The sequence below is a fragment of the Glaciimonas sp. PAMC28666 genome (genome assembly GCF_016917355.1).
GTDB lineage: Bacteria > Pseudomonadota > Gammaproteobacteria > Burkholderiales > Burkholderiaceae_D > Glaciimonas.
In genome coordinates, this window is record NZ_CP070304.1 from 4,899,578 (window position 1) to 4,921,080 (window position 21,503).

The 21,503-nt window shown below is 50.9% G+C and carries 19 protein-coding genes; 7 read left to right on the forward strand and 12 right to left on the reverse strand.

What is annotated here, in order from left to right:
• Positions 1 to 207 precede the first annotated feature (207 nt).
• The 3 genes from JQN73_RS21110 to JQN73_RS21120 all read left to right on the forward strand — a co-directional run bounded on the left by JQN73_RS21110 (position 208) and on the right by JQN73_RS21120 (position 5,602).
• Positions 208 to 1,524 carry a TIGR03862 family flavoprotein gene (locus JQN73_RS21110; protein WP_205320870.1) on the forward strand — a complete coding sequence of 439 codons (1,317 nt, stop codon included), beginning with the start codon at positions 208 to 210 and terminating at the stop codon, positions 1,522 to 1,524.
• A 179-nt stretch (positions 1,525 to 1,703) separates the two neighbouring features.
• Positions 1,704 to 4,604 carry a DNA mismatch repair protein MutS gene (mutS, locus tag JQN73_RS21115; protein ID WP_205320871.1) on the forward strand — a complete coding sequence of 967 codons (2,901 nt, stop codon included), beginning with the start codon at positions 1,704 to 1,706 and terminating at the stop codon, positions 4,602 to 4,604.
• Complete coding sequence (locus JQN73_RS21120) at positions 4,601 to 5,602, forward strand: hypothetical protein (protein WP_205320872.1); 1,002 nt, start codon at positions 4,601 to 4,603, stop codon at positions 5,600 to 5,602. The genes mutS and JQN73_RS21120 overlap by 4 nt, the downstream gene beginning before the upstream one ends.
• A gap of 164 nt (positions 5,603 to 5,766) precedes the next feature.
• Here JQN73_RS21120 and JQN73_RS21125 read toward each other — a convergent pair whose 3' ends face one another.
• The gene (locus JQN73_RS21125; protein ID WP_205320873.1) at positions 5,767 to 6,309 is read right to left on the reverse strand and encodes a peptidylprolyl isomerase; all 543 of its coding nucleotides are present in this window, start codon (positions 6,307 to 6,309) and stop codon (positions 5,767 to 5,769) included.
• Between the two features lie 336 nt (positions 6,310 to 6,645).
• On the opposite strand from JQN73_RS21125, the gene JQN73_RS21130 reads away from it, so the two are divergent.
• Both JQN73_RS21130 and JQN73_RS22585 read left to right on the forward strand, forming a co-directional pair.
• Positions 6,646 to 7,767, forward strand: coding sequence for a cupin domain-containing protein (locus JQN73_RS21130; protein ID WP_205320874.1), 1,122 nt, complete (start codon positions 6,646 to 6,648; stop codon positions 7,765 to 7,767).
• Positions 7,768 to 8,098: 331 nt separating this feature from the next.
• Positions 8,099 to 8,350 carry a hypothetical protein gene (locus JQN73_RS22585; protein WP_240162350.1) on the forward strand — a complete coding sequence of 84 codons (252 nt, stop codon included), beginning with the start codon at positions 8,099 to 8,101 and terminating at the stop codon, positions 8,348 to 8,350.
• Positions 8,351 to 8,546: 196 nt separating this feature from the next.
• Here JQN73_RS22585 and JQN73_RS21140 read toward each other — a convergent pair whose 3' ends face one another.
• From JQN73_RS21140 to JQN73_RS21180, 9 genes are all read right to left on the reverse strand, one after another.
• On the reverse strand, positions 8,547 to 9,347 hold the full coding sequence (locus JQN73_RS21140; RefSeq protein ID WP_205320876.1) for an MBL fold metallo-hydrolase: 801 nt from the start codon (positions 9,345 to 9,347) through the stop codon (positions 8,547 to 8,549).
• Between the two features lie 71 nt (positions 9,348 to 9,418).
• The gene (gene bamC, locus JQN73_RS21145; protein WP_205320877.1) at positions 9,419 to 10,591 is read right to left on the reverse strand and encodes an outer membrane protein assembly factor BamC; all 1,173 of its coding nucleotides are present in this window, start codon (positions 10,589 to 10,591) and stop codon (positions 9,419 to 9,421) included.
• A 57-nt stretch (positions 10,592 to 10,648) separates the two neighbouring features.
• Positions 10,649 to 11,527 (reverse strand): 4-hydroxy-tetrahydrodipicolinate synthase, encoded by an 879-nt coding sequence (dapA, locus tag JQN73_RS21150; protein ID WP_205320878.1) that lies wholly within the window; start codon positions 11,525 to 11,527, stop codon positions 10,649 to 10,651.
• 199 nt (positions 11,528 to 11,726) lie between these two features.
• Positions 11,727 to 12,326, reverse strand: a complete 600-nt coding sequence (locus JQN73_RS21155; RefSeq protein ID WP_240162351.1) for a bifunctional 2-polyprenyl-6-hydroxyphenol methylase/3-demethylubiquinol 3-O-methyltransferase UbiG — start codon at positions 12,324 to 12,326, stop codon at positions 11,727 to 11,729.
• 49 nt (positions 12,327 to 12,375) lie between these two features.
• Complete coding sequence (locus JQN73_RS21160; protein WP_205320879.1) at positions 12,376 to 13,578, reverse strand: tryptophan--tRNA ligase; 1,203 nt, start codon at positions 13,576 to 13,578, stop codon at positions 12,376 to 12,378.
• A 48-nt stretch (positions 13,579 to 13,626) separates the two neighbouring features.
• The gene (locus JQN73_RS21165; protein ID WP_205320880.1) at positions 13,627 to 14,316 is read right to left on the reverse strand and encodes a site-2 protease family protein; all 690 of its coding nucleotides are present in this window, start codon (positions 14,314 to 14,316) and stop codon (positions 13,627 to 13,629) included.
• A gap of 111 nt (positions 14,317 to 14,427) precedes the next feature.
• A complete protein-coding gene (locus JQN73_RS21170) occupies positions 14,428 to 15,054 on the reverse strand; it encodes an L-threonylcarbamoyladenylate synthase (protein WP_205320881.1) in 627 nt (208 codons plus the stop codon).
• Positions 15,055 to 15,153: 99 nt separating this feature from the next.
• Complete coding sequence (gene htpX, locus JQN73_RS21175; RefSeq protein ID WP_205320882.1) at positions 15,154 to 16,038, reverse strand: protease HtpX; 885 nt, start codon at positions 16,036 to 16,038, stop codon at positions 15,154 to 15,156.
• 209 nt (positions 16,039 to 16,247) lie between these two features.
• Positions 16,248 to 17,096: a 3',5'-nucleoside bisphosphate phosphatase gene (locus JQN73_RS21180; protein ID WP_205320883.1), complete on the reverse strand. Its 849-nt coding sequence runs from the start codon at positions 17,094 to 17,096 to the stop codon at positions 16,248 to 16,250.
• A gap of 418 nt (positions 17,097 to 17,514) precedes the next feature.
• On the opposite strand from JQN73_RS21180, the gene JQN73_RS21185 reads away from it, so the two are divergent.
• Positions 17,515 to 17,829, forward strand: a complete 315-nt coding sequence (locus JQN73_RS21185; protein ID WP_205320884.1) for a hypothetical protein — start codon at positions 17,515 to 17,517, stop codon at positions 17,827 to 17,829.
• A gap of 205 nt (positions 17,830 to 18,034) precedes the next feature.
• On the opposite strand, the gene JQN73_RS21190 is transcribed toward JQN73_RS21185, so the two are convergent.
• Both JQN73_RS21190 and JQN73_RS21195 read right to left on the reverse strand, forming a co-directional pair.
• On the reverse strand, positions 18,035 to 18,949 hold the full coding sequence (locus JQN73_RS21190; RefSeq protein WP_205320885.1) for an alpha/beta fold hydrolase: 915 nt from the start codon (positions 18,947 to 18,949) through the stop codon (positions 18,035 to 18,037).
• 380 nt (positions 18,950 to 19,329) lie between these two features.
• Entirely contained in the window at positions 19,330 to 20,736 is a 1,407-nt protein-coding gene (locus JQN73_RS21195) for a hypothetical protein (RefSeq protein WP_205320886.1), read from the reverse strand.
• A gap of 139 nt (positions 20,737 to 20,875) precedes the next feature.
• On the opposite strand from JQN73_RS21195, the gene JQN73_RS21200 reads away from it, so the two are divergent.
• Positions 20,876 to 21,220, forward strand: coding sequence for a zinc ribbon domain-containing protein YjdM (locus JQN73_RS21200; protein WP_205320887.1), 345 nt, complete (start codon positions 20,876 to 20,878; stop codon positions 21,218 to 21,220).
• The last annotated feature ends 283 nt before the right edge of the window (positions 21,221 to 21,503 follow it).

Sequence of the window (21,503 nt, forward strand, 5' to 3'; positions counted from 1 at the left end):
TCATCGCACGCGTCAGCATGCATGTTGCTATAACGAAAGCTTATAAACCTAAATTACCGCATTGCGTACTTCAACTGGCGCCCCCAGTTACCGTTATTGTTTGATGATGTGTGCGGGTTAATTACTGATTGGAGATTGGCAGCTGACCGCCCTCAGCGTAGACTTACGCCCTCTGTCCGTTTCAGGACGTCCGTCTCTTACATTGCCATGACCTCTTTGCCGCAACCCAGCAACTCCACAGTCGCCATTATAGGCGGCGGTCCGGCCGGCTTGATGGCGGCAGAAATATTGTCCGCCAACGGCATCCAGGTTGACCTGTACGACGCGATGCCGTCGGTTGGACGTAAATTTCTGCTAGCCGGCAAAGGTGGTATGAATATCACGCACTCGGAGCCCTATGCCGATTTTTTGTCCCGATACGATAAACATGCGGACGATATCGCGCCGCTGCTTCACCAGTTCGGTCCTGAAGCCTTACGGCACTGGGTGCAATCCCTTGGCATAGAAACCTTTGTCGGATCGTCAGGACGCGTGTTCCCGACCGACATGAAAGCTGCACCGTTGTTGCGCGCCTGGTTACATCGTCTGCGCATGGCAGGGGTGCGCTTTCATATGCGGCATCGTTGGATCGGTTGGGATGTTGACGGACATTTAGCATTTTCAGTACCGGAGGGCAGTACCTCGGTCATGGCCGATGTGACCATATTAGCGCTCGGTGGCGGCAGCTGGGCCCGTCTGGGTTCCGACGGTGCCTGGGTCTCAATGCTGGAACAACGAAAAGTCGCCGTTGCACCATTGTTACCGTCGAACTGCGGCTTTAATGTCGGATGGACGCCCCATTTCATAGAGCGATTTGCGGGGGATCACCTAAAATCAGTGGCTATAGCGTTGCCGGATTTACATGTTCAGGGGGCCGACCATTCGAACGATAGTCACAACGAAAGCCATCAAGAAGCGCCGTTTCGCAAACAAGGGGAATTCGTGGTTAGTGCGAACGGTGTCGAAGGAAGCCTCATTTACGCCATTTCCGCCCGTCTGCGCGACCACATTTCCCGTCAGGGCAGCGCCCGACTTCATCTCGATTTACTACCGGACTGGACTTACGAGCGGGTGCTACGTGAAGTCAGTCACCCCCGCGGTGCGCGTTCATGGTCCAGCCATTTGCAAAGCCGCCTCGGCCTTAAAGGCGTCAAAGTCGGGTTACTAAGGGAATTTGCATCCACCGCCTTTACCGATGCGACCGAACTCGCGCTTGCGATCAAAGCGCTGCCGATACCTCTTGAGTCATCCCGACCAATTGACGAGGCGATCAGCAGTGCTGGCGGCGTCATGTTTAATGGACTTGATGGCAACTTAATGTTATCAGCACTTCCTGGCGTATTCTGCGCCGGTGAGATGCTGGATTGGGAAGCACCAACCGGTGGTTATTTATTAACCGCTTGTTTTGCCTCCGGTCGAAGAGCAGGGCTGGGTGCACTCAATTGGGTAAAATCGCAGGGCCCGAAATGCCGTGCCGATTCCTGAGCGACAACCCCGTTACCCTTGAAAACGTTTAAAATTCATTTAGCTTTGCCGGACCAGTGCATCAGCACAAAGCAACAATCTTGTCGGACCGCAATCGCATCAGAAATGTACTTGTTTTGAAAGACAAAAATGTTAAATGTAGTGAGCACTATTTTAGTTGATATGCGAGTGACAGCCGGATGACAGTTGAAAAGGTAAAAATTTCCCCCGGTACTGCCCAATACCTCAGCATAAAAGCAGATTATCCGACCACGCTGGTCTTCTTCAGAATGGGAGATTTTTACGAGCTGTTTTTTGAGGATGCAGAAAAAGCCTCACGCCTGCTTGGGATTACGCTGACTTCCCGCGGAACTTACCAAGGCGCACCAATCAAAATGTGCGGCATCCCTTATCATGCCGCCGACCAGTATTTAGCGAAGCTGGTCAAGGTCGGAGAATCCGTCGCGCTGGCCGAACAAGTTGGCGATCCGGCCACCAGCAAAGGTATCGTAGAACGCAAAGTCGTGCGGGTCGTCACACCCGGCACGTTGACCGACTCCAATCTGTTGCCGGAAAAACTGGAACAGCCGCTGCTGGCACTTTCCTTCACCCAGCACAAGCAACGCAAAACAGCAACGGTGGGCCTCGCGTGGCTGACGATGGCAAGCGGTGCGTTAAAAATGATGGAATTCAGTGGCGATATCAAAGCCCTGGACATTCGGCTCAAGCAAGAACTGGAGCGCATCGCCGCGGCAGAGATTTTGATGGGTGAATTGGTCAGTCCGCTGCTAAATAGTTCACACGGGACGACCCTCATTAACAAGGCAACATCCGTTCCCGACTGGCATTTCGACATTCCGAATGGTGAGAAGGCGCTGCTTGAACAACTGGCCGTCAGCACACTGAGCGGCTTTGGTGCCGAGGGCCTGAGCACCGCTATCGGTGCCGCTGGCGCGCTACTGCGTTACGCACAATCGACCCAGGGAAAAGGCTTGCAGCACGTGCGCGCCCTGACCGTTGAAACAGAAAACGAATTTGTCGGCCTGGATGCCGCCACCCGCCGCAATCTGGAACTGACCGAAACCATTCGCGGCGAAGATGCCGCCTCTGGCGCACCGACCTTATTCTCGTTATTAGACCATTGCCGCACCGCAATGGGTTCCCGCCTGCTGCGTCATTGGCTGCACCACGCGAAACGCGAGCAATCAGTGGCCCGCGGTCGCCACGCTGCGATTGCCTCGCTGCTCGCTGCCGATACCGGCAAAGACCTGTCCACCACGCTCGCTGAAATACCGGATATCGAGCGTATTACCACGCGCATCGCATTGTTGTCGGCACGACCACGTGATCTAGCCGGTTTACGTGACGGATTGCAGCAGTTGGATGCGATTCGGCCTAACGTCGCACTTTGTTTGGTTGATAGCGCTGTTTCCGGCACGCAGGGTGTGGTTAAGGCAGATGAAGCCATACCTGCTCAAGCTTGCGATGAAGATCAAAGCGCGCCCGAAAGTGCGCATCCGGTGCCCTTGTTGCGCACGCTTTACCGCGCACTGGCGACACCGGAGGCCTGCCTGACGCTGCTGCAACGCGCCGTTGCGACCGAACCGGCAACCATGATTCGTGACGGCGGGGTCATTGCCGCAGGATTCGATGCCGAATTGGATGAACTGCGAGGACTATCTGAAAATGCCGGGCAGTTTTTAATCGATCTCGAAACCCGGGAACGGGCACGTACCGGCATCGCTAATCTGCGCGTTGAATACAATCGGGTCCACGGCTTCTATATCGAGGTAACGCATGGTCAAACCGACAAAGTACCTGATGATTACCGACGCCGCCAGACCCTTAAAAATGCCGAGCGTTACATCACCCCGGAACTTAAAGCGTTTGAAGATAAAGCGTTGTCCGCCCAGGAACGGGCGCTTATTCGCGAAAAAATATTGTATGAGCAGTTACTGCTCGATCTGGCACCACACATCGGTACGTTGCAAACCATTGCGCAAGCTTTGGCGCAGATCGACACGTTGGTTGCCCTGGCCTCTCACGCGGCACGCCATGACTGGTGTGCGCCCCAACTAATCGCGGAACCTGCGATTCAGATTGAACAGGGACGGCATCCGGTTGTGGAAAAACAGATTGAACACTTCATCGCCAACGATTGCATGCTGTCGGCCGAGCATAAATTACTGTTGATCACCGGCCCCAACATGGGCGGAAAATCGACCTTCATGCGGCAAATCGCATTGATTACCCTGCTGGCTTATGTCGGCAGTTACGTCCCTGCAACCAGCGCAGTCATCGGTCCGATAGATCGCATTTTCACCCGGATTGGAGCTGCAGATGATCTGGCTGGGGGCCGCTCTACCTTTATGGTTGAGATGACCGAGTCCGCCGCAATTCTCAACGGCGCGACTGAAAGTTCGCTGGTACTGATGGATGAAGTTGGTCGCGGCACGTCGACTTTCGATGGACTGGCGCTGGCGTGGGCAATCGCAAAACAGTTGATTGACGTCACCCGATGTTTTACGCTTTTTGCTACGCATTATTTTGAACTGACGCAATTGCCGGATATCCACGCATCAGCAGCAAATGTGCATCTTTCTGCGGTCGAGCACAAAGACAGCATTGTGTTTTTACACGCTGTCCAGCCCGGCCCAGCGTCACAAAGTTACGGCCTGCAGGTCGCGCAATTGGCTGGTGTGCCAACGGCAGTCATTAAAGCCGCCCGTAAGCATCTGGCGCTTCTAGAATCGCAATCGGTACAAGCCACACCGCAATTCGACTTGTTTTCCCCTCCACAGGCGGACTATAGCGATAGCGAATTTGACGATCTGGATCCGGCGACCGACGCTTTGGCGGCTGGCGACCCGGCGGCCGGCGTCCCGGCGGCTGTTCAAGCGGTTGGACATGCGTTGGCCGATGCGTTGGTCGATGCGTTGGTCGATGCTTTAGCGATGATTGATCCGGACGCCTTGACCCCACGCGAAGCATTGGACCATTTATACAAGCTTAAAAGCTTAAGCAAGGTGCAAAACCCCGATAGTCACACCGAACCCACTGCGAAAATTGCGCGCACAAACCAAGCAGTCAGAGCCGCATGAACCACGCGTTCTCGTTGGCTCGCAAGACAACTATTTTCGGCAAAGCTGCGCGCGATATCGGTTGTGCCAGGCTGAGACTTATGACGGCAGGACTGCTCACATTGATGTGCTTATCCTCAGTGGCGTTAGCGGATGATCTGTCCGAAATGAACAGTTTTAGTTTCGGCGTTATCGGACATCCTTTTCGAACCACAACTGATGAGGCCACCTTGCGTGCCGCGATCAGTCAAACCGATGATGAAAATCTGGCCTTTGTCGTCACCAACGGCATAAAGTCGGAACAAGAGCCTTGTTCCGACAAGTTATACCAACAACGCAAAGTGCTATTGAACGGCGCAAAAAACGGTCTGATCGTATCGCCTTCTGCCAGCGATTGGGTAGGATGCAAAAATGAGAGCGGCCGCTCAACTTCATTTGAACGGCTTAATCGCTTACGCGAACTATTTTTCGGGGATGATTTCTCTCTGGGCGACACCAGAATTCCATTAAATCGTCAATCCACTTCACCAAAGTTTCGCAGCTATGTCGAAAATGCACGTTGGGAGATTGGCAATGTCACGTTTGCCACGATCAATCTACCTGCCCGAAATAACCACTACACGTCAGAAGGCGGTCGCAATAGCGAATTCGAAGATCGCCTGATTGCTAACAAGGAATGGTTGCAACGTATTTTGATCATTGCCGAGCAAAAGAAATCGGACGGAATCGTTTTGTTTTGCGATGGAGATCCACTAGCCGTGCAACGGCGGCGCGTATTCGATTTCAACGTTAAGCGCGATGGCTATGTTGAAATACGTCACGCGATTACGGCCTTGGCAGCCAAATTTTCTGGCAAGGTGCTAATCATACATGGTCCTCCCTCGAACAATATCCCCTCAGCCACGGACGTCGTCTGGAAAAAAAATCTGGGAGACATGGAAATTGCCGCATCTTGGGCGAAGGTGACGGTCAATGCGCAAAATCTATACTATTTCGCCATTGATAAAACCCGCAACTAATTTCCAAAAACGGATTACCAAACTGCAGTGATTTTAAGAAGCGTGGACCGGCCGTTATCCAACTGCCCGGGCGCGTCAAAAAAAAAGCCGCGAACATCGCATAATCGACGTTCACGACTTTTTCATTAGTGGCAGCCAATAACAGCCGCCAGACACCCTTTAGCTTAATGAATCGGATGACTACGGAATTCGTCCGCTGACTCGTCATCCTCGTCATCATGATGGCCGTGGCCGTGAGCACCATGAACATGTTGATGAACGATTTCTTCGTCCGTTGCTTCGCGCACGTCCCCGACCGTCAGGTCAAACCGCAGAGCGATACCGGCTAACGGATGGTTGCCGTCCAATACTACTTTATCGTCGGCAATATCAGTCACTGTGAAAACCAATGCTTGCTCGTCGTCGTCTTCACCATCCGGCGTGCCTTCGAACTGCATTCCGACTTCTAGCGGTGTCGGCAGGCGATTACGTGCCTCAATTTTTACCAGATTCGAATCATATTCGCCAAAGGCGTCGTCGGGTTCAACCTGCAGCTCAATATGGTAACCAACTTCCTTACCATCCAGCGCTTCTTCGATCTTCGGCAATGTGCCTTCGTAGCCACCGTGTAGGTATACCATCGGCTGGCTACTCTCTTCGATCAGGTTGCCTTGGGCATCCGACAATTTGTAATCCACCGTCACTACGGTATTCTTGGCAATCTTCATGATCATTCCTTTCATATAATATCCGCTCAGATTATACCCGCCGAATTCCTTCGCTCTGCGTAAGAAGAAAAATTTATCCTTGCGCCTTTATAAAATAATATCGAATTAACACAGCATGCGGCCAAAGGCAGTAAAAAATAAGCAACGGAGATCGCCATTTAGAGGAAAAATCCAGTCAAAAGACCACGCGGATACACATTGATTTTCACGTATTGGATGGGTTTACGGTCCACATCGAAAGTTGGGAATCGGTCGGTAGCGGTAGTTTTCAATTCGCTGGTGCGGGCGATTCATCAAGTACAGTCAACTGGATATCAACCCGATATAATGCAGCCTATGAAAAATTTCACCTTGTTGGGCGGCCTTTCGCCTGCGCAATTCTTGCGCGATTATTGGCACAAAAAACCTTTACTCATACGTCAGGCTTTTCCTGATTTCAAGCCGCTGCTGTCGACCCAGGCGTTATTCGACATGGCGTCGAAAGATGACGTCGAATCACGTCTGATCACGCATTTCAAAAACGAATGGAAGGTTGAAAACGGACCATTTACAGCATTGCCGGAAGCTGACAAAAAGGATTGGACGCTGCTGGTACAAGGCGTCAATCTGCACGACGACGCCATTAATGGCTTGCTAAGAGAGTTTCGCTTTATTCCAGACACACGGCTGGACGACCTGATGATCAGCTACGCCACTGATACCGGTGGTGTTGGGCCCCACTTCGATTCCTACGATGTGTTTTTGTTGCAAGCACATGGCCAGCGCCGCTGGAAAATCGGTGCAGCGCAAGATCTGACCTTAGTGCAAGGTAGCGCGCTCAAGATCCTCAAGAACTTTTCCCCGGAACAAGAATTTATTCTCGAACCGGGTGACATGCTGTATCTGCCGCCGCAGTACGCCCACGAGGGCAATGCAATCGGTGAGTGCATGACCTACTCGATCGGCTTTCGCGCACCCGCGTTCCAGGAGCTAGGAGAAGCCTTTTTGCAGTTCATGGCCGAATCCATTGATTTGCCAGGACGGTATGCAGATGCAGACTTGACGCCAACCAAAAACCCGGCAGAAATTAGCCGCAATATGCTGACGCAAGTGTCAAATGCCCTCAACAAGGTACGTTTTACCGACGACGATATCGCCATTTTCCTGGGTGAATATTTGTCGGATCCAAAAGCGACTGTATTTTTTGAATCGCCAAAACGGCCATTAACATTAGCGCGCTTTACCGCCTCCATCGCCAAACGCGGCGTAAGCCTGTCCCGCAAAACGCAGATGCTCTATCGCGGCAAGCACGTGTTCATTAATGGCGAGTCCTTCGCGGCTGGTCGCGAAGATAAAGACTCTCTGTGTACATTGGCAAATCAACGCAAATTGGATGGCGCGGAGGCAAGTCTGGTGTCTACCGACGTACTTGAGGCGCTTTATACGTGGTACGAGGACGGCTGGATTACGCTTGGTTGATAAACGCAATCCAATGAATGAGAAATTGTTTTCGACGGGCAAGAATAGGTGAATAAACAAGTAAATTACTTTTCCATACGGAAATAGTTTCAATGTTGTTGACGCTGCCGATTAGACGATTTAAAAGGATGTTGCATGGATACAAATCCTTACTAAAAAGCAAACCTGCCATGTCATTTTAAACAAAATCCGCTATAATTCGCAGCTGGAAAGTTTTTGTTGTGTTGCGATGCACGCATTTAGTGCAGAGTGCTGCAAAGGCATCCTATAGAGCGATAATTACCGGTAATTATTCATCGCAAAAAATTTTGAATCTACTGAAGGAATATCCATGAAAAAAACACTATTGATCGCTTCCCTGTTGGCTTTGGCTCTGGCTGCTTGCGGTAAAAAAGACGACGCTGCTGCTCCTGCTGCAGACGCACCTGCTGCTTCTATGACTGCTCCAGCTGCTTCGACACCTGACGCTACTGCGCCAGCTGCTTCGACACCTGACGCTGCTGCTCCAGCTGCTTCGACACCTGACGCTGCTGCTCCAGCTGCTTCAACACCTGACGCTGCTGCTCCAGCTGCTTCTAAGTAATATTTGCTGTACTGAAAAAGCCGACCCAAGGGTCGGCTTTTTTGTTGTAAAAGCACCAAAAAGAAGTGCAATTACGAAGTAAACACCCCTATTTTTGGCATCGTTTTGTAACCAGATGTAATAGCCGGAAAGCGTAAGTTTTAGGGAAAACGCGCACGAAACCATTGTCTGCCGATCTGCAGCCGACCTTCTGCCATCAAATATCGATCCAATCGAACCCATCATCCTGGCAGGCAATCGTTAATTCTGTGGTCGGATTAATTCTGCCCCGCTGTAATGCAGCCAGTGCAAGCGCCGGCGCGTTATTTCTTGCGCTTAAATGTGCACCGATGACCTTACGCAGCAATGACTGATCCAATGCTGCCAGGATGTCCGCAGCAGCGTCGTTTGAGAGATGACCGTATTCGCCACCGATGCGGCGTTTAAGAGACGGCGGGTAGGCCGAATCGCGGAGCATCTGTTGATCATGATTGCACTCCAGCACAAGGGCATGGCAACCACCTAAAGCACGAATCAAATGATCTGTGGATTTACCTGCATCCGTCAGCACGCCCAATCGCGAGTTACCGTCACTGGCGACATACTGCACCGGTTCACGCGCGTCGTGAGGCACAGTATACGGGGTTAATTGGAGATCACCGATACCAACAGTTTCCCCATCACGACAAAAGTGCGTCTGTACCGCGCTATGGAATTTGGGAGAGTTTAAGACCGCTTGGTAGGTCCCATGCGTAAGCCATACAGGTAATGCATAACGTCGTGCCAATTTGAAGACACCACCAATGTGATCCTGATGCTCATGGGTTACGACAATCGCTGTTAAGTCACTCGGTGCCAGAGCGAGTCTGGCCAGGCGACGTTCAGCCTCTTTAATGCCAAAGCCACAATCCAACATGACGATGGTTGTGGCTTTGGTATCAATAGAAGGAACAGTAGTAGCACTGGAAATCAATAAAGCGTTTCCTTCGCTACCACTTCCAAGGCTGGCAAATTTCAACGACTAATCCTAAATCGCAGTTACCTCGCAGAAAGATAGCGAGGTAACCGCAGAAACTGCTATCCAGACAATTACTTAAGTTGCTCGTTCAACAAAGCAAGAATTTTGTCGCCTGCTGGTGAAGTTTCAGGTTGACCAGCATTGTTCTGCACTGCCACTTGACTGGCGGTTCCATCAGCCTTAACCGCTACCCGATAACGCGCAGCCGTCTTGTCATCCTTCTTGGAACTGGTGAACATTTTGGAAAAGAAACCAGCTGATTTCTTGTCTTTAGCATCTTCACTTTGATCAACGTAGCGAACAAAATAAACACCTTGTGTACGATCACGGTCTTCTACGGTGAAGCCAACCCGATCAAGTGCCAGGCCAACACGTCGCCATGCACGGTCAACGCTCTCATCGACCGCAACATAACTAGTACCGGCAGGGCCTTTAACCAGTTTGGAGCGTGCTTGCAACGAAGGTGTGCTTGCGATTGCCGCTTTCGCTTTCTCCTGATCCGCGCCGAGGCGCAACATCAAACGCGACAGGAACTCGGCCTCCAACTGTGGATCTTCAGGACGCGCAGTCCATATACTGGTTTCTTTCGATGAACCAGTAAGCACTTCTTCCGCGCCGCGGTGACTGATGTACACCTCGGTCGTGCCGTTTGGACCGCGCTCAAGGCGCGTACGGAACTTGTCACGTTCGCCCGTTGAGTAGATTGAGTCGAATACTTTTCCCAAAGTGTTACGCAGAAAGTCTTGCGGAATCTTGGCGCGATTTTCAGCCCAATCGGTTTCCATCACACCCGTTTCAGAATTCTCTGTGTTAATCAAGAAGCCTGAATCTTGCCAGAAGTCTTTCACCTTTGGCCACAACTTCTCAGGAGTGGACTGTACGACCAACCAGCGCTGGGAACCGTCGCGCTCAATGCGCATGTCCGGCGTACCGTTCGGTGCAATCACAGCAGCATCGGCTGCAGGCTTAACGCCCTGTTGCAAGTTATACCCTGAAGCTGTGGCTGTTCCTTGATTTGATTCCGGAATTGCATAGCGATTTTCGCGCTGCAATTGGGTCAAGTCAGGTGGAATATCGAGCTTTGGCGTTTTGACCTTATCAGCGCTTTTATAGTCGATACGATCTGGCTCCATCATCGAATTGATCGAGGAGCAACCTGCCAAGCTGGTCAAGGCCAGAGTGAAAACAAGATTACGTTGAAAAACACTGCGTGATGTCGAAGGAATGTTCTTGCGAATAGTCATGTGAATGCAGAATGAAAGGAACGAGAAAAATTCTAGAGAAACGCCTGTCAGCGCAGCTTATTTTAATACACCTGATTCGTGCAATGCGGCACGAACCGGGGCGTGAAATTCCGGAGACAACGGCACCAGAGGCAAGCGTACGCCCGGTGGAATTAAACCCATTTCACACAATGCCCATTTAGCGGCGACCGGATTAGGTTCAACAAATAATTGCACATGTAACGGCAACAATTTATTGTTTAATTTGATTGCCTCAGCAACATCGCCTTTAATTGCCGCTACGCATAGCAGGTGCATATCACGCGGAGCAACGTTAGCAGTGACTGAAATATTTCCCTTGCCACCGCAGAACATCAGGGCCATTGCGGTCGGATCATCACCGGAATACACCGCAAAATCCGCTGGTGCCAAACGCAGCAAGTCGGTTCCACGAGCAATATTACCGGTCGCATCTTTAACACCGATAATGCCCGGAATCTGCGCCAGACGCAAAATGGTTTCATTGCTCATATCGGCAACTGTACGGCCGGGAACGTTATAGAGAATAACAGGAAGATCCACCGACTCGGCGATTTTCTTAAAGTGTTGGAACATTCCCTCTTGCGTTGGCTTATTGTAATAAGGCACAACCTGCAACGAGGCATCCGCACCAACCTCTTTCGCATAGCGCGTCAGATTGATGGCTTCAGCGGTAGAGTTACCGCCGGTGCCTGCAATGATCGGAATACGTTTGGCAGCATGTTCCACTGCAACTTTAATTAATTCACAATGCTCTGCGACCGGAAGCGTTGGCGACTCACCCGAAGTGCCGACAATAACAATAGCGTCGGTACCTTCAGCAATGTGCCAGTCAATGAGCTTACGTAAGCTTGGCAAATCAAGGCTGCCGTCCGAATGCATGGGAGTAACGATTGCAACGATGCTACCTTGGATCATGATAGTCAATACGAAAGAGATAAAAACCTGATTGTAGCGGATCGCCGCAATTATGGGGAAATTCCGCTTGCAATTCAAATTAAAAAATAAATTCAATTACGCGCCTGCTTGCGAGGGATTTACCCCTCAGCAAATCAATCGCCAATGAAAACCCTGATACGACTTGTCTGATTCCGCGCAAACTGCAGCGCAAATAGTCTTAATCGAGTTGTAGACCGCCAAGAGAACGACCAGTTCCTTTTACCGCAAGAATGCGCTGAATCATTGCCGGTTTGGGCCGCGTAACATAACCTTCCTCGTATGCCAGAACATGCCAGCTATTCATGGTATCGGCCGCTAACCATTGCAACAGCTCTCCAGTCATCAACAAGAACTCGGGATTACTCGGCCTGCCAAACTGTTGATTGCCGTCGGCAAAGGTCTCGTATAGCAAGACACCCTGATCGGCAATACTATTGAGTAACAAGGAAACTAACGGGCGGTGCAGGTAATTTGTCACCACGACCCCGGAAAACCGGGCTGGTTGAAACAACTCGGCGAGCGCAAGATCATCGCCCGCTTCCAGATCAATCAGTTGCGTGGTGATCCCTTTTGCCGAGATTTCTGCGAGCACGCCTGGATTACGATCAACGGCCAACATATTTTTGCCCGCCGCAGTTAGATATTTACTGTGGCGACCGTCCCCACAGGCCAGATCGAGCACCTGCGCAGCTGGAATTACCGCCCCAAAACGGCGGACCCAGCTGGATACAGGCATCACCATCGTCGTTGTTGTTGTTGTTGTTATTGTTGTGGTCATTGTCGTTGCCGGCTTAACCGTCATCGTTTAAGCGCCTTAAGGCTAGATATCAGCTATAGCTCAGCCCCATAGCCTCACGCACGTCGCGCATCGTATCCTGCGCCAATTTGCGAGCGTGATCTGCACCGTCCGCGACAATCGCCCGTACCAGGGATGGATCGTCCAGATACTGTTGGGCGCGTTCATGCATCGGCTCTTGCTCCTGGACGATCGCGTCAATTACCGGTTGTTTGCATTCCAGACAACCAATACCAGCCGAACGGCAGCCTTTTGCGGCCCACTCTTGCGTCGGAAGATCAGAATACACCAGGTGAAATTGCCATACCGGACACTTGGACGGCTCGCCTGGGTCAGTGCGCCGTACGCGGGCCGGATCAGTCGGCATTGTCCGCACTTTCTTGGTAACGATGTCTTTATCGTCTCGTAAAGCGATGGAATTGCCATAGCTCTTTGACATCTTCTGCCCATCAAGACCTGGCAGACGGGAAGCGTCTGTCAACAGCGCTTGAGGCTCGGACAGAATCAATTTCCGGCTTCCTTCGAGAAACCCAAACAACCGCTCGCGATCAATCATGGAGAGATTTTGGGCATCGTCAAGCATGGCTTTGGCTTGCTCCAAGGCCTCTTCGCTGCCTTTTTGCTGAAAATCGACCCGCAATTCGTTGTATAGCTTGGCACGCTTGCTACCCAGCTTTTTCACCGCATCCTGCGCTTTTTGTTCAAAACCCTTCTCTTTGCCATAAAGATGATTGAAGCGACGCGCAATTTCTCGCATCATTTCAATATGCGGGACCTGATCGTCACCTACTGGCACTTGCGTAGCGCGGTAAATCAGCACATCGGCAGCTTGTAGCAAGGGGTATCCGAGGAAACCGTAAGTTGCCAGATCCCGATCGGCAAGCTTCTCTTGCTGATCTTTATAGGTTGGAACCCGTTCCAACCAACCGAGCGGTGTCGCCATTGATAACAACAGATGCAGTTCTGCGTGTTCCGGCACTTTTGACTGGATAAACAATGTTGATTGCGAAGGGTCGACGCCTGCGGCAAGCCAATCAATCAACATATCCCACGTACTGGTTTCGATCTGGCTAGGATCGTCGTAATGCGTGGTCAACGCGTGCCAGTCAGCGACAAAAAACAAACAAGGCAATTCGGATTGCAATCGAACCCAGTTTTTCAAAGCGCCGTGATAATGGCCCAAATGCAAGGCGCCAGTGGGGCGCATGCCAGATACAACGCGATCAGGATACATAATTAATGTGAGAAGTCAGAGTAGCAAAATGAAACAAAAGGAACTGCCTTAACGCAGCAGCATTAGCAACGGTGTCACGATCCATTGTAAAACACTCGAGGCAATATGCATCAATGGCGTAATCCATACCGCATATAGCGTAGGTTGATCACCGAATTGTGGCAATTTTATTAACAGTAGCGCCAACACGATGAAGAAACCGTACGGCTCAATTTTGGCAAGCTTATAGGCATACTTGTGCGGCAATATGCTGAACAAAATGCGACCGCCGTCCAACGGGGGCAGCGGAAACAAATTCAGGGCAAACAAGACCAAATTAATTCGGATACCAGCTTGCGCCATCATGACAAAGAAATTCTTGGTTTCTGAACCTGAGGCCGCCAACCCAATCAACAACAACATCCAGCCAAGCGCCATGACCAAATTGGCGGCCGGCCCGGCCAGCGCCACCCACGCCATATCCCGCTTAGGCTTACGCAATCCGCCGAAATTAACGGGAACCGGCTTTGCATACCCGAACAGAAACGCTCCGCCAGTTGAAAAATACATCAACAACGGAATCAGAACAGTACCGAAGGGGTCGATGTGTTTTATCGGATTGAGACTCATGCGTCCAAGCATGTACGCAGTCGAGTCGCCGAAGTACTTGGCGGCGTAAGCATGGGCCGCTTCGTGCAGCGTTATGGCGAAAAGCATCGGTAATGCAAGTACGGCGATTGTTTGAATTAGTTCGTTCATTAGCAGAATTTTAACAGAGAGGCACAGACGCCCAACAGATTCGGAACAAATGACCGGTTAAAATCATTTGCTAAAAAAGGGTAACACGGATTAATTGTATTTTGGCATTACTTACGCCAGGCCAAATACCTTAATATCGCCGCGTCCCTGCCGAATTAACATCGGTTCATCGTCCGTTAAATCAATTACCGTGGTGGGCTCAAGGCTACAAGCGCCACATTCAATGACCAGTTCGACCTGTTTTTCCAGCTGATCACGAATCTCGTCGGCTTCAGTCAGCGGCAATCCACTACCCGGCAAAATCAGTGTGGTGCCGATCAGCGGCTGTCCTAATTCTTCCAGCAACGCTTGTACCACTACGCTTTCCGGCACGCGCAGGCCGATGGTTTTTCGTGACGGGTGGCTCAAGCGGCGCGGCACTTCTTTGGAAGCCCCAAGGATAAACGTGTAAGGGCCCGGTGTTCCGCTTTTCAGGAGTCGAAATTGACGGTTATCGATCTTGGCGTATTCCGAGATTTCGCTCAAATCTTTGCACAACAATGTCAAATGATGTTTGTCGTCCACCCCACGAATCCGGCGCATGCGTTCGACCGCATCTTTGTTATCAAGCTGACATACCAAGGCATAACAGCAATCTGTCGGCAAAGCGACGATGCCGCCGGACTGAATAATCTGTACCGCCTGCTTAATCAAACGCAGTTGCGGATTTTCAGGATGAATGTGAAAAAATTGGCTCATGGCTCGCTAACTCTCTAGATATAAAAACGGCGATAGTCGATAGACTATCGCCGCCCTGTTCCATTCCTTCGACGGCGGTTCGCCGCCCTATTTGAATGTTTACAGTGCTGTAACGTGAGGATTGCGTAACGCTGCAATCCGCTGTTCGATTGGGGGGTGACTTGAAAACAAGGCCATAAAGCCGGGCTTGTCGTTAATCCCCATTGCTGCCATTGATTCCGGTAACGAAACAGCAGCACCACCACCGAGACGAGCTAATGCACGTTGCATCGGCACGCTGCTACCCATTAATTTAGCCGAACCGGCATCAGCCCTAAATTCGCGGTGGCGGGAGAACCACGCAACGATTATCGAAGCGCCAATTCCCAGCACAATTTGCGTAACGATCACAGAAACGTAATAGCCAATCCCGGGACCGTCATTATTACCACGTGACATGGCGCGATCGACAGCATAACCAATAACACGAGACAAAAACACCACGAAAGTATTGAGAACACCCTGAATCAGCGTCATGGTGACGATATCGCCGTTCGCGATATGCGCAATTTCATGACCCAGCACCGCTTCAACTTCTTCCTTAGTCATGCTCTCAAGCAGACCGGTAGAAACCGCTACCAACGCAGAATTTTTAAAAGCGCCTGTGGCGAATGCGTTAGGGTCGCCTTGAAATACCGCCACCTCCGGCATGCCAATGCCTGCACGTTGCGCCAACTTGCTCACCGTGTCGACCAACCACACCTCGGTGGAATTGGACGGTGTCACAATCACGTGGGCTCCGGTTGAGCGCTTCGCCATCCATTTACTGATTAATAATGAAAAGATGGAACCAGCGAACCCGACGATGAGCGAAAACACCATCAATTTAGGAATATCGAGACCACTACGCGTCAGAAAACGGTCCACGCCCAACAACGATAGGACGACGCTCAACACCAGCATTACTGCAATATTTGTGGCGAGGAACAGGAAAATTCGTTTCATGCGCAAGACTCCTAAGTGGGGTTGTTATGTAAATGAGACCGTTATGATCAATTTCAAGGGACGCCCCTTCGACAGCGACCTCGTAACAACGTTCTCTATTTTTTAACTACCCTGCCTCGGATTTTTCCAGGCAATCGATTTTCCAGCAACTTTGATCACACGCTGGGCGCATCGCCCCACATTAGAAATGCGGCCAGACCAATGCTGCGCTAGGATTGTGCTTTCAACGCCCAATCGTGCCAGACCGGCACTACGCTATCAGGTAACGGCGGCAACGCTCCCAAGTCAACACGCGACTCCCCGGGGCTATGGAAATCAGAGCCCCGTGAGGCCAGAAAACCGTAGGTCGCGGCCACTTTGGCATATTCGACATATTGATCTGGCGAGTGACTGCCGGTGTTGACTTCAATCGCCTTCCCGCCCAATTGCTTAAACTCGTCGAAGAAAGCGCCAAACGCGACGTCGCTGAGACTATAGCGGCCCGGATGGGCAACCACCGCAATGCCGCCGGCCCCGCGTATCCAGTTAACCGCCTGCGTCAGACTTGCCCACCGATGCGGCACGTAACCTGGTTTTCCTTCGGTTAAATAATGACGAAATACCTCATGCGTATCAGCGCAACGTCCAATTTCGACCAGATGACGAGCAAAGTGGGTGCGTGAAATCAGATCAGGATTACCCACATGTTTGAGTGCTCCCTCAAAAGCATCCGGAATACCGATTGCGGCTAACTGCGCTGCCATGTCGCGGGCACGGCGTTCACGACCGCCGCGGGTTGCCGCTAAGCCTTCCAGTAACGTTTGATTGGTTTCGTCGATTTTTAATCCCACGATATGGATCGTATGATTCGCCCAAGTAATCGAAATTTCGACGCCCGTGACAAACTGCAGGTCGAGCGCCTGCGCGGCAGCGCGCGCTTCGGCGATACCACCAACCTCGTCATGATCGGTCAATGCCCAGACATCGACGCCATTGGCTTTGGCGCGTGCCGCGACCGCCGCTGGCGTTAAGATACCGTCGGAAATATTCGAGTGGCAATGGAGGTCTATATTTAACATTAAGAAACAGTTCAAAAATCCGAGTTAAGAATATATTGTACGCCCGATATCCACAATTTGCTGCAGATGCACAACGGGCTTATTCAAACCTGGGCCACCGGCTTCGTGTTGCTTCTGCGTACTTTCCGCACTGTCTTCGCCCACACTTTGCCCGAACAAGTTTGCGTAAGCCCAACTTAAGCCAAATCCCTATCTTGACTACTTTTGGAGGCCGAATCTCCATTGATGCCTACCTGCTGGCTTATACTCTTTCGATCCCTGATGCAGGGAAACGGGCTTAGCCCCTTTGTCAACTACAAGGTGCACAACAGCACAATACCGTTTTATTCGCTACTTACGGAATCTATAACATGCTCGACACCGCTGCATTTACACGCAATCCCCTAATACCTTTGCTGTCAACGTTCAAGGTCCAATCATGAGCAACCAAATCATTCCAACACAATCGCCCGCGTCCGAAAGAGAAGCATTCCATAAGTCATTTTCATGGGTGCGGCCTCAACATCGAGGTGACAGGCATGCGCAATTTTATGCGCTTACGGTCGATGTCTGCCAAGGTATAGCAACATCCATTGATCTGGCGCATTTTAGCAATACGGATAGGGACAACGGGACGATGCCAACGCTCGACATCAAGGATACTGAGCACTTGTTACGCTTGGCATTGGCATCATCCTATATGCTGGCGGAAATGGCAGCCGCTCGTATCGATAAAATCAATGACCACAATTAGGACACGCCCGAAAAATGCCTGGCATTGACTGCTAATGTCGTTTGGTTACCCATAGCGGTCCTGCGAGAGGATATTTTGGGGAACCGGGTGGCTGTCTGAACCGGTCCGCTGCGCCGACGTTGTGCCCGACCGCCTCATAGACCATGCGCAGCGGCCTGCCGATAAACACGGCCGCTCGCACGAACATTTCACCTATAAAAATCCGCTACACGGCAGACGCAACCGGCAGAGTAAGCACAATTGGCCCCCCAAAAAACTCCTCGATCATCGCGGCCAGCAATTGGGGCTGATCATGATGTAGCATATGCCCCGCGTCAGCGACGGTGACAAAGCGCACATTATTGATGCAGGCGATCCGTCGATCAATCTCTGCACGCATCACTGCCATTCCGCCCGTCCACTGCCAGATATTGCTCTCCGCTGCTTCGACACATAAAACCGGCGCGGTGATACGCCGCCAGCATGCCAGCATTTCATCCACTTTTGACAAAACGGGATTGATAAGCTTGTGGGCCGGATCGCCTAAAATCTCCCACTTCCCCGGCGCTGTTTCAGCGGCCCAATAACGGGACAGGTAATCGGCACGCGCTGCGGTTAATCTGGGATTATTCTTTTGCAACCGCGCAGCCACTGCCGCCTGCGTGGGATAAGACTGCATTGTGGGCCGGGTCTGTAACGCATCTAACCAATTGGCGTACCGCAGAGGCGCCTGATCGGGCTGCGTAATCGCTAGTCCGAATCCCTCCAGGTTTATCAATTTACGGATGCGATCTGGTCGCACGCCTGCGTACGTGCCCGCAACGTTCCCACCCATGCTGTGACCCAGCAGGTTGACGGGTTCGTCCCCCGCGTAGTGCTGCAAAATGGCATCCAGATCTGCCAGATAATCAGGAAACCAATACACATCGGCCGGGCCTTGTTGGGTCAGCCCAAAACCGCGCCAGTCCGGCGCAATCACCTGCCACTCTTGCGACAGTTGATCGACCACAAATTGAAAAGATGCAGAGACGTCCATCCAGCCATGCAGCATGAATAACAGCGGTGCGTCGGGCGCACCCCATCGCCGAATATGGTAGCGTAAGCCGCGAATCTGGATGAACTCCGATTGAGAATTTTTCATAGTCTTTTTATAGTTGGTTTCTGCTTCCGATCCTGTTGCGCTAACTTGGGCTGCTCTAGATTGCTTCAGGCTGCCTGAGGTGCGCTGACCCATTATGGCTCAGCGTTACGCCTATGGGAGAAATTGATTAATATCGAAAGAGGAATATGTTTCACGAATCATCAAATTTTCCCGTGAGCCACGCACCCGTTTGGGACGCCGCGCATCACGCGAGGCATTGATAAGGATGCCTATAATCCCCCGCCCTCAACCGGTCGATCCTATACTCCCCACGTGAAGGCTCCATGCGATCTCCGCTCAGCAATGCCAAATGTGACGCTTTTGTTTTTGCATGATGTACGGCGCCCCTGAGGGGCCAAGCCGTGATACAGCGCGTCCAATTAAAAAAATAGATCGCCGCCCGAGCGATTTTGGTTTATTTCCGATCCTATTTTGGGGGAAACGGGATGCGTCCACAAAGCATTGTTCAACGGCTGTAGATCTACCGCTAATTTAGATGAAAGGTCTTCTCTGATCGAATATGAAAGCTCGGGATTATGCCTCTCCCAATCGTAGATTCGGTCGTTTCCACCACATTGCTCATTGATCAGGGCGTCGATGCGGGCATTCATCGTTTCAATCAGAACTTCTTTCGTTTTTAGCCCTGGACCAAGTTCGGCCTCATCAATTAAGACACGCCGGATAATGTCCCCAATAACATTTTGATTGTGTGCTTGTCGTTTTAAGAGTGCGCACCGATAGGCGATTTGGAACCGGGTCGACTCAGCCCACTCAGTCTTTCCTGCGATAGATTTTGCGTAATCAGCATAGGGAAGTTGATCAAGTTCTTCCACTAACTGCGGCAGTTTTTTTGAAAACACGGCATTTTTTTCCGCGAATGCGTGTACTAACTCAGGGAACACAGCAGGACGCTGATTGATTGCAGTTTGAAAACCAGTTTCCTTTGGCTCATAATTGAAGCCCACATCGAAGCAGCTGCCAAAATCGAGTCGCATGACGTGTTGAGCACCGGCCGCCTCCGTAACGATTCCCATGTTCCGGTAAAAAGCATTGATCGGGTCCCAATCACCGATCAGTTGCGATACGGCGAGATGTACTTGCATTTCTTTCCGATGCTGTTCGGGCAACAAGGAAAATTGCTCCTTCATAATAATATCCAGGCGCGACGCTTTAGGCCGATATTGATCGACTAATGCGCGATTCGGCGTCCTCATCTCCGGGGCAAGGAAAAAATTGGTTCCGCTTTTCCACCAGTCACCCGGATTTTCCTTACGTAAGCTTTCTAACTCCGCGCATAATTCTTTTGCTTCGTTTGCATTGCACTTAAAGGCAGCAAAACTTTTATCAGGAAAATCCGAATATTGCCGCTTCAGCGCATCAGCCGAGTCCGCCTCAGTCATCCAATCGCCGAAATCCTGATAATCCACCACCTTGGATGCGATATAGACATCTTGACTATCGGCGTTTTCCATAAAAAAATGGCAATGATCTGCCAGGAATTGTTCTGGCGCGGGCGCGAATAACTGATAGATTTCAGCAGCGATCACTTCTCGCGAAGCGAACGGACGCGCGCCGGCATTTTTTACATAAAAATCTTTTCCTTCTAAATGAACGAACTTTCCAGCATTAGCACTAGTAACTTTATTGCTTTTTCTTAAAACCACTGTGGCATGACTAAAATTCAGAATCTTCGGCGCTATCTGTAGATTTGAAAGCGATGCAGATTTTACGGGTTGAGCAACACGGCTAGTACAAGTTATAAATGATGTCGCTCCAGATATTGGCATACGGTCCTGATTCCTCTTTTTACTAACGCGTGAATGTGGAATGAAATAAAACCTGAAACATCAACTGCGTCGTTTTTCGATGGCAGGCAGTATACTGAGACCCTTTTATGGCTACGGGGTTTCCCGGACAGACAACATCATGATGACTTTACCAGCATGCCCAAAATGTAATTCTGAATTTACCTACGAAGATGGCGAGCTGAACATTTGCCCGGAGTGTGCTCACGAATGGCCAGCGCATTCCAGTGCCGATGCAGCCGAAGATAGCGCCAAAGTCTATCGGGACTCTGCAGGGAATATTTTGCAGGATGGCGATACGGTGAGCATCATCAAGGACCTGAAACTAAAAGGCTCTGGTGGAACCCTCAAGATGGGAACCAAAGTAAAAAATATCCGTCTGGTAGACAGCGACCATGATATCGACTGCAAAATTGATGGTTTCGGTGCGATGAGTCTTAAATCGGAATTTGTAAAAAAGGTGTGATTTTATTGCACCCGGCCGAACCAGATTCCGTCGGTTCGGCCAATTGGGACAAATCCTCATATTCATACCTGCCGACATTTGCCCTACGGTGCCTTGATGAAAGATCGCTTGGAGTTGGCGCAAAATGCAGACTTCAGTACTTTTCGAACCATCGCGTTGCATCGCGAAAACTCGCATAAAACCTTATAAATTCGCGAATTTACTTTCTATTTAAATATCCTTACGGAAACACTATACAATCTTTCATACGCCTAATTTTTGCAGAGTTGGATCGTCCCCGCAT

What these genes read in the sequence shown, in the direction of transcription:
- JQN73_RS21110 (WP_205320870.1), top strand. Translation starts at nt 208, where the DNA reads ATGACCTCTTTGCCGCAACCCAGCAACTCCACAGTCGCCATTATAGGC.
- mutS (WP_205320871.1), top strand. Translation starts at nt 1,704, where the DNA reads ATGACAGTTGAAAAGGTAAAAATTTCCCCCGGTACTGCCCAATACCTC.
- JQN73_RS21120 (WP_205320872.1), top strand. Translation starts at nt 4,601, where the DNA reads ATGAACCACGCGTTCTCGTTGGCTCGCAAGACAACTATTTTCGGCAAA.
- JQN73_RS21125 (WP_205320873.1), bottom strand. Translation starts at nt 6,309, where the DNA reads ATGAAGATTGCCAAGAATACCGTAGTGACGGTGGATTACAAATTGTCG.
- JQN73_RS21130 (WP_205320874.1), top strand. Translation starts at nt 6,646, where the DNA reads ATGAAAAATTTCACCTTGTTGGGCGGCCTTTCGCCTGCGCAATTCTTG.
- JQN73_RS22585 (WP_240162350.1), top strand. Translation starts at nt 8,099, where the DNA reads ATGAAAAAAACACTATTGATCGCTTCCCTGTTGGCTTTGGCTCTGGCT.
- bamC (WP_205320877.1), bottom strand. Translation starts at nt 10,591, where the DNA reads ATGACTATTCGCAAGAACATTCCTTCGACATCACGCAGTGTTTTTCAA.
- dapA (WP_205320878.1), bottom strand. Translation starts at nt 11,527, where the DNA reads ATGATCCAAGGTAGCATCGTTGCAATCGTTACTCCCATGCATTCGGAC.
- JQN73_RS21155 (WP_240162351.1), bottom strand. Translation starts at nt 12,326, where the DNA reads ATGACCACAACAATAACAACAACAACAACAACGACGATGGTGATGCCT.
- JQN73_RS21160 (WP_205320879.1), bottom strand. Translation starts at nt 13,578, where the DNA reads ATGTATCCTGATCGCGTTGTATCTGGCATGCGCCCCACTGGCGCCTTG.
- JQN73_RS21165 (WP_205320880.1), bottom strand. Translation starts at nt 14,316, where the DNA reads ATGAACGAACTAATTCAAACAATCGCCGTACTTGCATTACCGATGCTT.
- JQN73_RS21170 (WP_205320881.1), bottom strand. Translation starts at nt 15,054, where the DNA reads ATGAGCCAATTTTTTCACATTCATCCTGAAAATCCGCAACTGCGTTTG.
- htpX (WP_205320882.1), bottom strand. Translation starts at nt 16,038, where the DNA reads ATGAAACGAATTTTCCTGTTCCTCGCCACAAATATTGCAGTAATGCTG.
- JQN73_RS21180 (WP_205320883.1), bottom strand. Translation starts at nt 17,096, where the DNA reads ATGTTAAATATAGACCTCCATTGCCACTCGAATATTTCCGACGGTATC.
- JQN73_RS21185 (WP_205320884.1), top strand. Translation starts at nt 17,515, where the DNA reads ATGAGCAACCAAATCATTCCAACACAATCGCCCGCGTCCGAAAGAGAA.
- JQN73_RS21190 (WP_205320885.1), bottom strand. Translation starts at nt 18,949, where the DNA reads ATGAAAAATTCTCAATCGGAGTTCATCCAGATTCGCGGCTTACGCTAC.
- JQN73_RS21195 (WP_205320886.1), bottom strand. Translation starts at nt 20,736, where the DNA reads ATGCCAATATCTGGAGCGACATCATTTATAACTTGTACTAGCCGTGTT.
- JQN73_RS21200 (WP_205320887.1), top strand. Translation starts at nt 20,876, where the DNA reads ATGATGACTTTACCAGCATGCCCAAAATGTAATTCTGAATTTACCTAC.